Source organism: Psychromonas sp. Urea-02u-13 (assembly GCF_002835995.1).
Classification (GTDB): Bacteria; Pseudomonadota; Gammaproteobacteria; order Enterobacterales; family Psychromonadaceae; genus Psychromonas.
This window is the reverse complement of record NZ_PJBZ01000037.1, coordinates 38427-51870: the sequence shown is the minus strand read 5'-3', so window position 1 is coordinate 51870 and position 13444 is coordinate 38427. Positions and strand designations below refer to the sequence as shown.

Sequence of the window (13444 nt, the reverse complement as noted above, 5' to 3'; positions counted from 1 at the left end):
TTGGTTTCATCATGATTCGCCCTTTATACTGCTATTTATTCTTCTATCGATTCTTTTATTTACTCTTTTATCCACAATTCAGCAATTTCATTCGCTGGTCGTAGAAATGAAAGGTACACATCTGTGTCGCCATTTTCAAATATAAATATGTCTATGAAGCGTTTTTCTTGGCCACCTTGCAGTGAATAAAACTCAAACTCTTGACCATGTTTATCTTCATTGTATTGTGGCGGTGTCGCGCCTCTATAGTCCTGTCGATGTAAATAACCCGTTGTCATAAAGTCTTGCTGAATATATTCATCTGCAATCATATCGGCATAGTTGTGGGTATTTGTTAATGGCTTTAATCGTGCCTTGCCTGGGGCTTCAAATATTTCTGAGAAGTCATCCATATCAAATAATGTTTCAACATCATCACGTGTTAATAAAAGGCTTAATTTAACTAATTGTTGTGGGTTGCTAGGGAAGCTGAGATAAACCAGCTGTGAGCCAGCACCTTGCCCTATTACTTGAGCATAATGTTCATGTTTAAATTCAAGTGTGTTGATTTCGTTCACTTGTAGCTGCATTTTTCGCATGGCTTGTGGTAATGCAAAGCTATCACTAAAAGTGAAAAGGTCACGCAGTTGTAATTGCGAAGCATGATCCAGCGAGCGTGTTGGTAGCGCTTGTTTTTTAGCAAACAGAGATTTAAAAAAACTCATCGATTACCTTCTACTTTTTAGTCAAATCAAAACGCAAAAAACACGAGCCCCGAAAAGGTACTCGTGTTGCTATCTTGAGATTAATTATTTGTTTTTTAAGCGATCTAAGATTGATTGTGCACTTGATTGTTGTGCGCCAATACCTGCATCTTGTAACTTCGCTTTTAGCGAACTATCGTCATTTTCTGCATCTAGTTGCTCAGCTGCTTTTAACTTATCATCAAAATTAGCTTGTTTCTTTTTAATGCGATCTAATGAATCTTTTGCATTTAATAGTTTCGAGTTACTTGCCGTAAAGTTACTGGTAATCGCTGATGTTGCTTTTTGCACACTATCAGTTGTTTTTACCATGCTTAACTGACGTTTATAATCAGTTAGTTGACGCTCACTCTTTTTAATAAGTACTTTTAAGCGATCTGAGCTCTTTAGGAAGCTTTCATTGGCTTGCTGCTGGTCAGCTGCATTGATTTCCAATTCGCCAATTTTCTCAGCAACTTCAATCGCTAATGCTTCGTTACCTTGCTCAAGCGCTTGCAACGCATAACCTTCATGTTCTTTAATGCTTGTTTGTAGCTGTGCAAGTTCACGTGCGGTTTGCATCTGTTTTGCCATGACTTCAGTTAGGTCACGTTTAGCAATCGTAATATGCTTTTCGCTATCGCGGATCTCTTGTTCAAAAATACGTGTTGAATTTGCATCAACGATTGCTTCACCGGCTTCACTAGCGCCACCACGTATTGCTGTAATGATTTTTTTAAATATGCTCATAATATTTCCTTACTTATTTGTAACTACTCAGGCCGTCGCCATTTAGGCCTATTTCGTCGTTAAAAAATGCTCATTTAAGCCATTAAACTGCGCTTTCGCCTTGAACTAATCATAAATGGCTTAGTTCTGAGCACTTACTGTTTATTTTGTATAAAACACATCATTTATTAACTAAGTTAACTAATTGGTTTTACTTTAAATAAGTTTCCATTGCGCTGATTACTTCTAAGCTGTTATCACTTAGCGTGACCACTTCTAATTCAATATCATCAAGTGTTGAGTTGATGGATAGTGCACCAAAAACCACGTATTTATCTTCAACTTTTGCAAAAGAAGAAAGTGGCATTGGGATGTTCAGTTCTAACATCGCTTCTATCATATTGGCTTTTAAGTCTGCCTTTACTTCATCTTCACCCCATAAATAAGCGATACATAAAATTTGGTTATCACTGATAGAGAGAAAAATAGGGATCTCTTCACGACCAACCATTTCAACTTGTAATACATCGATATCACCATCAATCGGTGTACAGTCAAAACTAAACCCTGTTTCTGTTGCATCTTGCAACTGGTTTAAATGAGTCGCTATTGTATGAATATTCATAATGCTCCTTAGAGTAAAGACATTTAATGTCTCGTTGAAAACTAATTTAGTCCGCCAGTCATTATATGTCAAGCGGTTTGGTTTTTTATTTTTTTATCTGTAAAGGTAATATTGCGGAGATGACGTTATTTTTCAATGCTTAAAAGCATTTATTACTGATCATCTTTCACACAACTGCTAAGTTAACTGCTTTATTGATAAAAATAGGTTGCTGTTATGTCTTTACTCTCCGATTGCGCTTCTCATCATCTTGAAAATCTTAATGAAAGAGTCGACCTGACTTTTTGTAATGAAACTCAACTAACAGAATTAAACACAGTGCTTGGACTGAGTGATTTTATTGCTGACTCGTTAATCAAGCAGCCTGAGCTATTAGCAGAGTTATATAACAGTGGTTTACTGGTTTCAGCGCACCGAACCGTGTCGCTTCAAGAAGAGCTAGAAAATAATCTAAATGCCACCAATGATGAACCCCAACTGCATAAGGTATTACGCCAATTTCGCCGTAAACACATGGTTATTATTGCTTGGCGAGAATTACTTGGCCAAGCCTCGTTAGAAGAGAGTTTTTTGCATATCTCATTTTTAGCCGACCAACTTATTTTACAAGGTATGAACTGGTTATATGAAAAACAATGCTCTGAGCAGGGCACACCTTTTAATGCCGAGGGTGTTAAACAGAGCTTGTATATCTTTGCGATGGGGAAATTGGGCGGACGAGAGCTCAACTTCTCTTCAGATATTGATCTCATCTTCACCTATCCTGAACATGGTGAAACCAAAGGGGGTCGCCGTGTGATTGCTAATCAGACCTTCTTTATTAAGCTTGGGCAACGCCTTATTGCTGCACTGCATCAGATTACTGCAGATGGTTTTGTTTATCGTGTTGATATGCGTTTACGTCCTTTTGGAGACTCTGGGCCTTTAGTCACCAGTTTTGCGTCTATTGAAGATTATTATCAAAGTCACGGGCGTGAATGGGAACGCTATGCAATGGTCAAAGCGCGTGTGATAGGTGAAGAGGGTGAATATAAAAAAGAGCTTGAGGCTATGTTACGTCCTTTTGTTTATCGCCGTTATATCGATTTTAGTGCCATTGAATCATTACGAAAAATGAAAGCGATGATCAGTGCTGAAGTACGCCGTAAAGGGCTAAAAGATAATATTAAACTTGGCACCGGTGGTATTCGTGAAATTGAATTTGTTGCACAAGCATTTCAATTAATTCATGGGGGGCGAACGCCTACACTGCAGTGTAAAGGCTTGCAAGAAACCTTAAAGGTGATTGGGGAGATTGATGCGTTACCTGCTGAGCGCATAAACTGTTTGCTTGAGTCTTATCATTTTTTACGTCGTGTGGAAAATATCCTACAACAAATTGGCGATCAGCAAACACAAACATTACCCACCAATGAGCTAGATAAATGTCGTCTTATTCAGGTTATGCAATTTAATGATTGGGATAGTTTTTATCAGAAGCTAAATGGGGTGATGAAAAATGTGCATGATGAATTCAACTGGGTAGTGGGAGACAATGAGGATGAAAAACATTCTGACCAAGATCTTTGTGAATTATGGGCCTTGGACTTAACCACGCAAGAGACTATCGACCTATTAATTGAAAAAGGCATTACAGAAACCCTTGCGACACAGTTAAGCGCAATACTACTTAGTTTTAAAGACGATATTAATAAACGTCCAATGGGGACTCGTGGGCAGGAGACAATGGCCAAGTTACTACCTAAAATAGTAGAGAAGATTTGTGCTTACGAAAGTCCTGCAGAATTAATGAAGCGTATAACAGAGCTTTTATTACAAATCATGCGCCGTACTGCTTATTTAGAGCTGCTTAATGAAAACGAGGGCGCGCTCAAGCAATTATTAAAATTATGCCATGCAAGTCCGCGTATTAGCTCTCAGTTAGGTCGCCATCCTATCTTATTGGATGAATTACTTGATCCGCAACATTTGTACAATCCCACAGAGTTACTTAACTATAAAACCGATTTACGCCAATTTATGTTACGTGTCCCAGAAGAGGATATGGAGCAGCAAATGGAAGCGTTACGCCAATTTAAACAGATGCAATTTTTACGTATTGCGGCTGCGGATATTGCCGGTGCGATTGAGTTGCCTAAAGTGAGTGATCACTTAACCTACTTAAGTGAAGCATTAATGGGTTATGTGATACACATTGCATGGGCTCAAATGGTCGAGAAATTTGGCATGCCAAGTAATGTGATTGATACCGATCGTAAAGGGTTTGCCGTTATTGGTTATGGAAAAATGGGGGGCTTTGAGCTTGGTTACGGTTCCGATTTAGACGTCGTGTTTTTGCATGATAGTGAGATTTCAGGGCAAACCAATGGCCGCCGAGCTATTGATAACCAACTTTTCTATTTCCGCTTAGGGCAACGTATTATCCACCTATTTAGTGCACGCACTAACTCGGGGATATTGTATGAAATAGATATGCGCTTACGCCCCTCTGGCGATTCAGGGCCTATCGTCGCAGGCATGATAGGTTATGAAAAGTACTTGCGTAATGACGCATGGACTTGGGAACATCAAGCATTGGTTCGTTCACGTGCGGTATTTTCAGATGATATTCTGTTAGCGCAGTTTAATACACTCAGAGAGTCTGTTTTGTCGTTGCCTCGTGATAAAAAAGTGCTCGCAAAAAGTGTCTCTGATATGCGTAAAAAAATGCGTGATCATCTTAATCGCGCAGAAACAGGGCTGTTTGACCTTAAACAATCGCCGGGTGGCATGGTTGATATTGAGTTTATTGCGCAATACTTAGTGCTGGCTTATGCGGCAGAATGCGATAAATCATTATGTAAATGGTCTGATAATTTACGTATTTTTGAAACTTGTAAAGAGTTGCAATTATTAACGGAAACACAGGAAAAATCATTAAATAAGGCATATTACGTGATTCGTGATGCAGCTCATCGATTAACCCTTAATAAACAAACCCGTATTGTTGATAAAAAGAGTATTGAAGCAGAGTGCCAAGCAGTGATAAAGATATGGGAACAGTTTTTAGATTAGTAAATTGCTGCAAGTTGCCTTGCCCTACGGGACTCAAGCTCGCTTATTATTCAACCACGGCAGCTCTGTGTTACAACAATCGGAAAGGGAATGACCATTACCTCATGTGGCGCCTTGACCTGATTACCGAGCTTGTGCCTGACAAAGCATCTTGAGGTAGCATGGGTATAGATGAACCTACGCTAGTAAAAAGATGCTTCACCCTCAGGGCGTGTTTTAAAACGTTTATGCATCCACATATATTGGTCATCACATTCTAAAACCATTTTTTCAATCTGTTGGTTGGTGAGTGTGGTATCCGCTTCAATATCTTTGCTTGGAAAGTTTTCCAGTGCCGGATAAAAGATTAATTCATAACCTTCTGTGCCGGGTAAACGTTTTAAGAAAACAGGAATAACACAGCTGTTTTTTACTCGTGCAAGGGTACTTGTACCTGCAACGGTATTGGCATTTTCAACGTCAAAGAAAGGCGCAAATACGCTGCTTTTATGTTTTCCGTAATCATGATCGGGTGCATACCAAAGCGCATCTGAATTTTTTAAAACACGTAACATGCCCTTAAAATCTTTTCTGTCTAACATGGCTTTATGTTCGCGCATTCTTCCCCAATAAAACCAGTAATCAAGTACGGCGTTACTGTGTTTTCGGTATACAGCATTACAAGGTTGGCTTAACCCTAAAGCACGTGCACCCATCTCTAAGGTAAGGAAATGCGCCCCTAAAAAGATAATGCCTTGGCCATTAATAATCGCTTTATCAACATGCTCTGCGCCACGCACTTTTAATAAACCACGCACACGCCAACTTGGCCAAAACCACGCCATGCCCATTTCTAATAACGCAATACCGCTGTTTTCAAAATTTAATTTAACTTTGTTATCTATCTCTTTTTCTGAAAGTGCAGGGAAACAAAGAGCAATATTACGACGTGCGATGTTGCCACGTTCTTGGGCAAAAAAGGTCGCGCTTCGGCCTAATAATCGCCCTAAAAAAAGAAGTGCACTGTAGGGGAGGAATGAGCTAATAAAAAGCGCCGCAATACCTAACCAAGCTAGCCAATATTTAGGATGGCAGAAAGCAACGTTGAGTTTGTATGTATCCATATATGACCACTTAAGTTAAAGGTAATAAAATAATTCTACCGAATATTCCCATAAATGCCTATTTTGTCTCGGATTAATTTTTAATTTTCATTAAAATAGGTATTTCTTTATTTTATTTTTGATGGAATTATAGATGTTGCATACTAAACGTAGCCACTATTTTGAATTTTTTTTAGCACTGCTTAGTATCATGCTATTCACGGCTTTAATTTATTTTATTGTTGATAATCAAGGTAATAAAGCACAGATCAAAGAGATTGAAAAAGAGATTAAAAATTCTTATAACACGGTAATGGAACAGAACAAAAAAGCAGCTATTCTATTATTTGAATTACAGTTTAACCATTCAAGAATCACCTCTTTATTACAAGAAGCAAGTGAAGCGCCAGATGATCAATCGTTGGGTTTAATCAAAGAACGTTTGTATCAGTCATTACATTTTAAATTCCAGAGTAGTCGTCAGCATTTCCCTAAACAGCAGATATACCTTGTTGATGGGCATCCATTACTGCGTTTAGATTCTCCTTACCAGAGTTTTGATAAGGAATTAGTTTACAACGTAGGATTACAAAAGGTCATTAAAGACCATGTCTCCTATTCAGGATTATCATTGCAGGATGGTGTTTACCTGTATCGTTTTTTCTTTCCTATTTTTGATGATCATCATGCGTTAATTGCCGTTGCAGAAGTGGGATTACCCTTAATCAATGTACAAAAATTTCTCTTTGCGAAATATGGTGCGGTTAGCCAGTTTATGTTTTCTAAAAGACAGTTATTAGATATCCGCAATAAGTGGAAACTCTACGAAGAAGCTGCTTTATCAGATGCTTATTACGTATTAAAACGAGAAGAGAAGAATAAGAAACGTCACCTTCAGGTGACAAAACAGGAATTTTTACGTTTAAAAGCGACGTTTACTGAGGCTCACAAAGAGGCATTATTAAAAGTAGATGCCTTCTCCATGTTAGAGAAGTTCAAAGGGCAGGAGGGTTTTATTAACTTTTTACCCTTAAGTAATATCAATGGTGACGTGGTCGGGCACCTATTCACTTACGCACCTAAACCCAGTGTCACTATCGGTAAGAAAAACCGTAATATATTGTTATTGCTGGTTATCTCTCTGTTTTTTTTACTCTGTTATTATCTTTATCGACAAAATGAAAACAATAGAAATAATTTAAGTTTCTATAAAAGCATGATTGACGCATTACCTTTCCCTGTTTTTTGTAAAGACGATAAAAACCGTTATAAAGGGGCTAATACTGCCTTTTTTAAACACTTTGCACTTGCACCAGACCTGTTTTTTGCTGATCAGGACAAGGCATTTGATAATGAGCCTGAAGCTTTGCAAACATCAGCGACGGAGTTGTTAGATTGTGGTGGCAGAAAGTATATTAAAGAGAGTGTGATTGATGAAGTAGGGGTTATAAATCTCAATACCTCTTTGTTTGTGGTTAAAAAAGAGAATCAGCAGGTCGCAGGCGTATTAGGTTTTATTGTTAATGAAACAAGAGAAGTGGCGACACAACAGAAATTAGAAGAAGCATTAGCGCTACAAACACAATTGATGAATAGCCTGCCGGTTGGATTAAGAATCTTTAATCGTGATAAACAAGTTAAGTTAGTGAATAAAGAGTTTGAAAAACTCAGTGGTTATAAAACATCGCAGTTACTTGATGCTGCATGTGAAAAGCTGTTTACTTGTATGCAATGTAGCCCTGAAGTTTGCCCACTTAAAAAGGCAAAAGAGGAGAGTATTGCCACGCATGTTGAAACGATAAAATATAATCACCATGGACATACCAAAACACTTTCTATCGATTTTAAGCCTATATTTGACGATCACGGGGTATTAAGTGGCATTATTGAAATTAGTACCGACATTAGTAGAACCAAGAGCTTACAGGACAAAGCACATGAGCTTATTGTGGCAGACGAGTTAACAGGATTACTGAATTTACGTGGCTTGATGAGTAGTGGTGAAAATTACTTTAGATTAGCGCAACGTACTAAGAAGCCATTTTTTGCCATACATTTTGATATTCATGGCATGCGTAAATTAAATCATCAGTATGGTGAACAGGCGGGTGATGCGTTGTTAAGAGATTTTGCAAATATCCTTAATGATACTTTCCGTGATACCGATTTAATTTCGCGTATTGGTGGCGATGAATTTGTCGTTTTGCTCAATGACAGTGACTATACCTTGGCGGATAGTGGCCACTTTGTTCGCTTAGAATTAAATATTCAGAAATATAATTTACAACCGAAAAACAAGTTAAAACTCTTAATTGATACTGGTATTGTGCAATATTCAAGTAAAACACATAAAGATTTAGCGCTGTTATTAGATCAATGTGAAAAGCTAGTTTACGAGCAGCAGCTTAAGCGCAATATCAGTTAATAATTTTTTATTGGGTTTCATACCCTGTTGCTCAGGAAAAGTGAGGTAATGCAGGGGGCGTTTAAACGCGATCAGTTTATCTTCCATAAACGCTTTCAGTTGTGTGCCTTGATCGCCATTATCCCATTTAATAAATGCGATAGGGCGTTGACCATAGAGGGAATCGTTGATCGGTAAAACATAAGCCTGTGATAAACCTGAAAAGGTTAATAGTATTTTCTCTATTTCTTCGGGCTGAATATTTTCGCCTCCAGAGATAAACTGACGATCTTTACGCCCGCTTATTTTTATTACGTTACCACTTAATTCACCCAGATCAGAGCTTGAAAAGTAACTGTTCTCTGCAATTTTTGGGTTAGAAAAATAACCTACAAATCGTGTTTCACCCGCTAATAAAATCTCTTTATCAACTATTTTCATTTTACGGTATGGCAATAACGTTAATATTTCGTCATTGGTAGAGGTTGCAATCTGCGAGGCCATTTCAGTAGATCCATAACTCAGATGGTAGGCAAAACCGCGTGTTTTAACCTGCTCTAAAAGCGCACTTTGAAATGCACTGCCGCCTAATAACAAATGTTTAATGACCAGTGAGTTAGCGTGGAAATTTACATCTTCCAATAACGTGATTAATTGACTACTGACTAGTGAAAGGTGTGTTATTTTCGCTTTCAATAATTGCTCTGTACTTATTTTTGTATTTAATAATTGCAAGGTTGCGCCTGCAAGTAATGTGCGCATCACAGTCGCATAACCACTGATATGAAATAAAGGCAGGCTGAGCAAGTTGTTATCGCCACAGCTAAGAGGAATAACGGATTGTGAACCTAATGCGCTGTAATAATGGTTACTGAAATTGTGCATCACCGCTTTAGGGAAACCACTGCTACCCGAAGTGAAAATAATGCTAATCACAGCGCTCGCATCAAGTTGAATAGGGTGCGCAGTGGCACTTTGTTGTATTGTCTTTTTAAAATTTAAGTCGAGGCTATTAGCTGTATTTTCTTGCCAAATAAAGGCCGTATTTAATAAGGTTAAACGCTGTTGGATTTCTGCTTGGTTAAATTTTTCATTAATAGGGCAGAAAATAAAACCATGCCGTAAACAGGCGAACTGCAATAAGATTAAAGACAAACGGTTAGGGGCAATGCAGGCTAATCGATCACCTTTCTTCATTGATAATTTAACTAACTGTTGGCCTAGATCATCAACGCGTTGGTGTAACTCAGTAAAGCTAATCTGCTGATCATCAAGCTGTATAGCGATGAGATGCGGGTTTAGCTGTGCTTGCCAGGCAACAGGGCAAAAATGAAGTGGCGCTAGGTTTAATGGCTGGTCCATAAAAGCTCCAATTGTTGGCAGTCCTGCTCCATTTTTTGAGCATCGATTAGCATCGTACTATCAAAATATTTTAAGGTATCAATACCTAAAGAGATAACAAGTGCTTGGCTCTTTGGCTGAGCTATATAGTAGCTCGCTAAATTTTTTAATGCCTGTAAACCAATAACAGATTCAAAAGAGGAACTAAAACTTAGCATTAGGCCATATTTTTGAGCAATAGAGACTAATTGGTCTATTTTTTTGAGATGACCTATTAAGGTGGGTTTAATAATAAAGGCTTTGATGCTGTGATGGTGTTGATAACAAAAATCACTGTTTTGCAGCGTTTCATCTAATCCTAAGTACACATTATATTGTTCAGCAAGGGCTAGGTTAGTTTGATGGTTGCAGGTTGGCTCTTCAATGTAATCAAGTTGTTGTGTATTAATCGCGCTAAAAAAGGAAGCTGCTTGCTGTTTACTCCACGCTTGATTGGCATCACAACGAATTTTTAATAAAGGGTTTAATTGGCAGAGCATGTTAAAAACAGCAATATCAGAGTCAACGCATTCTCTGGCTACTTTCAACTTTATAAGATTTACCTGGCCTAGATTTTTATATTGCGCCTCGATGGAAATCTTATCACCTTGTAAAAGGGGGATATTATCCACTTCAGCCTGCTGTGTTTTTACCTTTTTACCGCAGTTTATAAAGAGGCTGTCTAAGGCGAACTGTATGCTTTTATAATGACTATTATATTTTGCTAATTGACACCATTTTGTTGCAAGCATATTAATCATTTCAGTTTTAACGTCAGTAAACGTTTCTTTACTAAAACCTGGCAGTGGCGCAATTTCAGATAGGTATTTACCCCCCTCATTATCGATTAATTGTAATATCAGCCCTTCGCGATGATCTAATTGAAAGGCTTGAAATTGCATTGTTCTTTTAAAGGGGATTTTATAGGCAAATAATTTTGCCTGAGAAATGTTAACTAGGGGCTGTTTATGGCACATATTGCAAAGCAACACGCGAGGTAAGCTTAGTCACTAATTCATAAGCGATAGTGCCAATATGATTAGCCACATCTGTTGCTGGTAAACCTTCACCCCACAAAGTGACGTCATCACCGACTTTATCTGTTGGGTTGTTGCCTAAATCGACAGTTAACATATCCATCGAAACACGACCGACTATCGGTACAAGGCGACCATTCACTAAAACAGGCGTGCCTTCCGGTGCCATACGTGGATAACCATCTCCGTAACCCACTGCGACTACGCCAAGTGTTGTATCACTTTTTGCTGTCCATGTTGCGCCGTAACCAACACTTTCACCCGCTTGATGAGCACGTACGGCAATCAATTGTGATTTGAGTGTCATTACCGGTTGTAAGTTAAAGTCTTCTGCCAATTTATTTGCAAAGGGGGACACGCCATATAACGCAATACCAGGACGAATAACATCGGCATGTGTTTCTGGCCAAGCGAGTGTGGCTGCTGAATTTGCTAATGAATTCAAACCACTGTTTGATTTAATGTGCGATTTGAAAGTATTAATTTGCGTGGCTGTAATATTATTATCTAATTCATCAGCACAATTAAAATGCGTTATTAGATTGATTGGCTGTAATACATTAGCTGAGCTTGCTAGGCGATGATAAGCCTGCTCAAATTCTTCTGCCTGAAAGCCTAAACGGTGCATACCAGTATCGAGTTTTAACCATACCTGTAACGGGCGATCCAATTTACACTCTATAATGGCATTAAGCTGTTGTTCTGAATGAATTACAGTTTGTAGATTATGCGTGACTAAGGTTTCCAGGTCATCAGCATGAAAAAAACCTTCAAATAGAACGATCGGTGTTGTAATGCCTGCATGACGTAATACTAACGCTTCATTTAAACGTGCCACACCCAGGGCATAAATTCCCGAAAGGTTGCGTGCAATTTCAACCATGCCATGACCATAAGCATTTGCCTTAACGACCGCTAAAAACTGGCTATTAGGAGCATATGCTTTCAATACTTGCTGGTTGTGTTGCAGAGCACTTAAATTAATAACTGCCCGTGTAACGCTAGTGTTATTCATCTTGGTAAGCTGCGCCTGTATATTCATCAAAACGAGAATAACGACCTTGGAAAGTTAAGCGTATTTTACCAATCGGACCGTTACGTTGTTTACCAATAATAATTTCAGCAATGCCTTTATCGTTACTATCTTCGTTATAAACCTCATCTCGGTAAATAAACATGATTAAATCGGCATCCTGCTCTATCGCACCTGACTCACGTAAATCGGAGTTAATTGGGCGTTTATCAGCACGTTGTTCCAGACCACGGTTAAGCTGAGAAAGGGCAATAACAGGGCAACGTAATTCTTTTGCAAGTGCTTTTAGAGATCGTGAAATTTCTGAGATTTCTAATGTTCTGTTTTCACTTAATGAAGGAACACGCATTAATTGCAGGTAATCGATCATGATCATACTAACCCCGCCATGGTCACGTGCGATACGGCGGGCGCGCGAACGTAACTCTGTCGGTGTTAGACCTGAGCTATCATCAATAAACATATTACCTTGGTTAAGCAGGATAGACATGGTTGAAGATAAAGAAGCCCAATCGTTCTCGTCCAAGGCACCGGTACGGATTTTACCTTGGTCAATACGACCTAGTGACGCCAACATACGGTTCATGATTTGATCCGCGGGCATCTCTAACGAGAAGATAATGGTTGGTTTGTCAGAGTTTAAAGCCGCATGCTCGGCCAAGTTCATGGCAAAAGTTGTTTTACCCATCGATGGACGTGCCGCAACAATGATTAAATCGCCTGGTTGGAAACCTGTGGTCATTTGGTCAAGATCGTTATAACCCGATGATAACCCTGTAATACCATCGCGTGGATTTTTACAAAGGTCGTCAATACGTGCCACTGTCTCTTTTAAAATATCTTTAAGTGGTTGTGGGCCTTCACTTTTATTACTTCGTGCTTCTGCTATTTGGAATACTTTAGTCTCGGCAAAATCAAGTAGCTCGGCGCTATCACGACCTTCTGTTTCATAACCGGCTTCAGCAATCTCATTAGCAACACCAATAAGCTCACGTACAATGGCACGCTCACGAACAATATCAGAGTAGTTATTGATGTTAGCTGCACTAGGCGTATTTTGTAATAGCTCAGCTAAATACGCGATACCACCAACACCTTCAAGCTCTTGATTATTTTCAAGTTGCTCTGAAAGTGTCACTAAATCGACGGGAATATCTTCGCCACTGAGGCTTTCAATAGTGCCAAAAATCGTACGATGTGCGCGATGATAAAAATCTCGCTCTACAACGCGTTCTGCAACATCATTCCAAGCATCATTATTAAGTAATAAACCACCGATGACCGCTTGTTCTGCTTCAAATGAATGAGGCACTGACTTAATTGGGGAAATCGTTTTAGTTTTACTCTTTGCAGAGTATGGGCCTTTGTCTGCCATGTT

Annotated in this window: 10 protein-coding genes; 2 read left to right on the top strand and 8 right to left on the bottom strand. The window is 38.9% G+C overall.

Annotated elements, in window-relative coordinates:
- Positions 1–59 precede the first annotated feature (59 nt).
- The 3 genes from CXF74_RS01720 to CXF74_RS01710 form a co-directional block, all read right to left on the bottom strand.
- On the bottom strand, positions 60–704 hold the full coding sequence (locus tag CXF74_RS01720; RefSeq protein ID WP_101080673.1) for a hypothetical protein: 645 nt from the start codon (positions 702–704) through the stop codon (positions 60–62).
- Between the two features lie 84 nt (positions 705–788).
- Entirely contained in the window at positions 789–1472 is a 684-nt protein-coding gene (locus CXF74_RS01715; protein ID WP_101080672.1) for a PspA/IM30 family protein, read from the bottom strand.
- A 190-nt stretch (positions 1473–1662) separates the two neighbouring features.
- Complete coding sequence (locus CXF74_RS01710) at positions 1663–2076, bottom strand: YjfI family protein (protein WP_101080671.1); 414 nt, start codon at positions 2074–2076, stop codon at positions 1663–1665.
- A gap of 216 nt (positions 2077–2292) precedes the next feature.
- Between CXF74_RS01710 and glnE the strand changes: the two genes are divergently transcribed.
- On the top strand, positions 2293–5130 hold the full coding sequence (gene glnE, locus CXF74_RS01705) for a bifunctional [glutamate--ammonia ligase]-adenylyl-L-tyrosine phosphorylase/[glutamate--ammonia-ligase] adenylyltransferase (RefSeq protein WP_101080670.1): 2838 nt from the start codon (positions 2293–2295) through the stop codon (positions 5128–5130).
- 182 nt (positions 5131–5312) lie between these two features.
- Here the strand turns inward: glnE and lpxL are convergent, their stop codons facing one another.
- Positions 5313–6233, bottom strand: coding sequence for an LpxL/LpxP family Kdo(2)-lipid IV(A) lauroyl/palmitoleoyl acyltransferase (lpxL, locus tag CXF74_RS01700; RefSeq protein WP_101080669.1), 921 nt, complete (start codon positions 6231–6233; stop codon positions 5313–5315).
- A 133-nt stretch (positions 6234–6366) separates the two neighbouring features.
- On the opposite strand from lpxL, the gene CXF74_RS01695 reads away from it, so the two are divergent.
- A complete protein-coding gene (locus tag CXF74_RS01695; RefSeq protein ID WP_101080668.1) occupies positions 6367–8637 on the top strand; it encodes a sensor domain-containing diguanylate cyclase in 2271 nt (756 codons plus the stop codon).
- On the opposite strand, the gene CXF74_RS01690 is transcribed toward CXF74_RS01695, so the two are convergent.
- Genes CXF74_RS01690 through dnaB form a run of 4 tightly spaced genes read right to left on the bottom strand, consistent with a single transcriptional unit; the run spans position 8599 to position 13441 of the window.
- Positions 8599–9978 (bottom strand): AMP-binding protein, encoded by a 1380-nt coding sequence (locus tag CXF74_RS01690; protein WP_101080667.1) that lies wholly within the window; start codon positions 9976–9978, stop codon positions 8599–8601. The genes CXF74_RS01695 and CXF74_RS01690 overlap by 39 nt on opposite strands.
- A complete protein-coding gene (menC, locus tag CXF74_RS01685; RefSeq protein WP_101080666.1) occupies positions 9963–10973 on the bottom strand; it encodes an o-succinylbenzoate synthase in 1011 nt (336 codons plus the stop codon). The genes CXF74_RS01690 and menC overlap by 16 nt, the downstream gene beginning before the upstream one ends.
- A complete protein-coding gene (gene alr / locus CXF74_RS01680) occupies positions 10963–12048 on the bottom strand; it encodes an alanine racemase (protein ID WP_101080665.1) in 1086 nt (361 codons plus the stop codon). The genes menC and alr overlap by 11 nt, the downstream gene beginning before the upstream one ends.
- Positions 12041–13441 (bottom strand): replicative DNA helicase, encoded by a 1401-nt coding sequence (dnaB, locus tag CXF74_RS01675; protein ID WP_101080664.1) that lies wholly within the window; start codon positions 13439–13441, stop codon positions 12041–12043. The genes alr and dnaB overlap by 8 nt, the downstream gene beginning before the upstream one ends.
- Positions 13442–13444 lie beyond the last annotated feature (3 nt).

Excerpts from the sequence above, each read along its gene's own strand:
- glnE (WP_101080670.1), top strand. The coding sequence starts at position 2,293 with ATGTCTTTACTCTCCGATTGCGCTTCTCATCATCTTGAAAATCTTAAT.
- CXF74_RS01710 (WP_101080671.1), bottom strand. The coding sequence starts at position 2,076 with ATGAATATTCATACAATAGCGACTCATTTAAACCAGTTGCAAGATGCA.
- dnaB (WP_101080664.1), bottom strand. The coding sequence starts at position 13,441 with ATGGCAGACAAAGGCCCATACTCTGCAAAGAGTAAAACTAAAACGATT.
- lpxL (WP_101080669.1), bottom strand. The coding sequence starts at position 6,233 with ATGGATACATACAAACTCAACGTTGCTTTCTGCCATCCTAAATATTGG.
- CXF74_RS01715 (WP_101080672.1), bottom strand. The coding sequence starts at position 1,472 with ATGAGCATATTTAAAAAAATCATTACAGCAATACGTGGTGGCGCTAGT.
- CXF74_RS01690 (WP_101080667.1), bottom strand. The coding sequence starts at position 9,978 with ATGGACCAGCCATTAAACCTAGCGCCACTTCATTTTTGCCCTGTTGCC.
- menC (WP_101080666.1), bottom strand. The coding sequence starts at position 10,973 with ATGTGCCATAAACAGCCCCTAGTTAACATTTCTCAGGCAAAATTATTT.
- CXF74_RS01695 (WP_101080668.1), top strand. The coding sequence starts at position 6,367 with ATGTTGCATACTAAACGTAGCCACTATTTTGAATTTTTTTTAGCACTG.
- alr (WP_101080665.1), bottom strand. The coding sequence starts at position 12,048 with ATGAATAACACTAGCGTTACACGGGCAGTTATTAATTTAAGTGCTCTG.
- CXF74_RS01720 (WP_101080673.1), bottom strand. The coding sequence starts at position 704 with ATGAGTTTTTTTAAATCTCTGTTTGCTAAAAAACAAGCGCTACCAACA.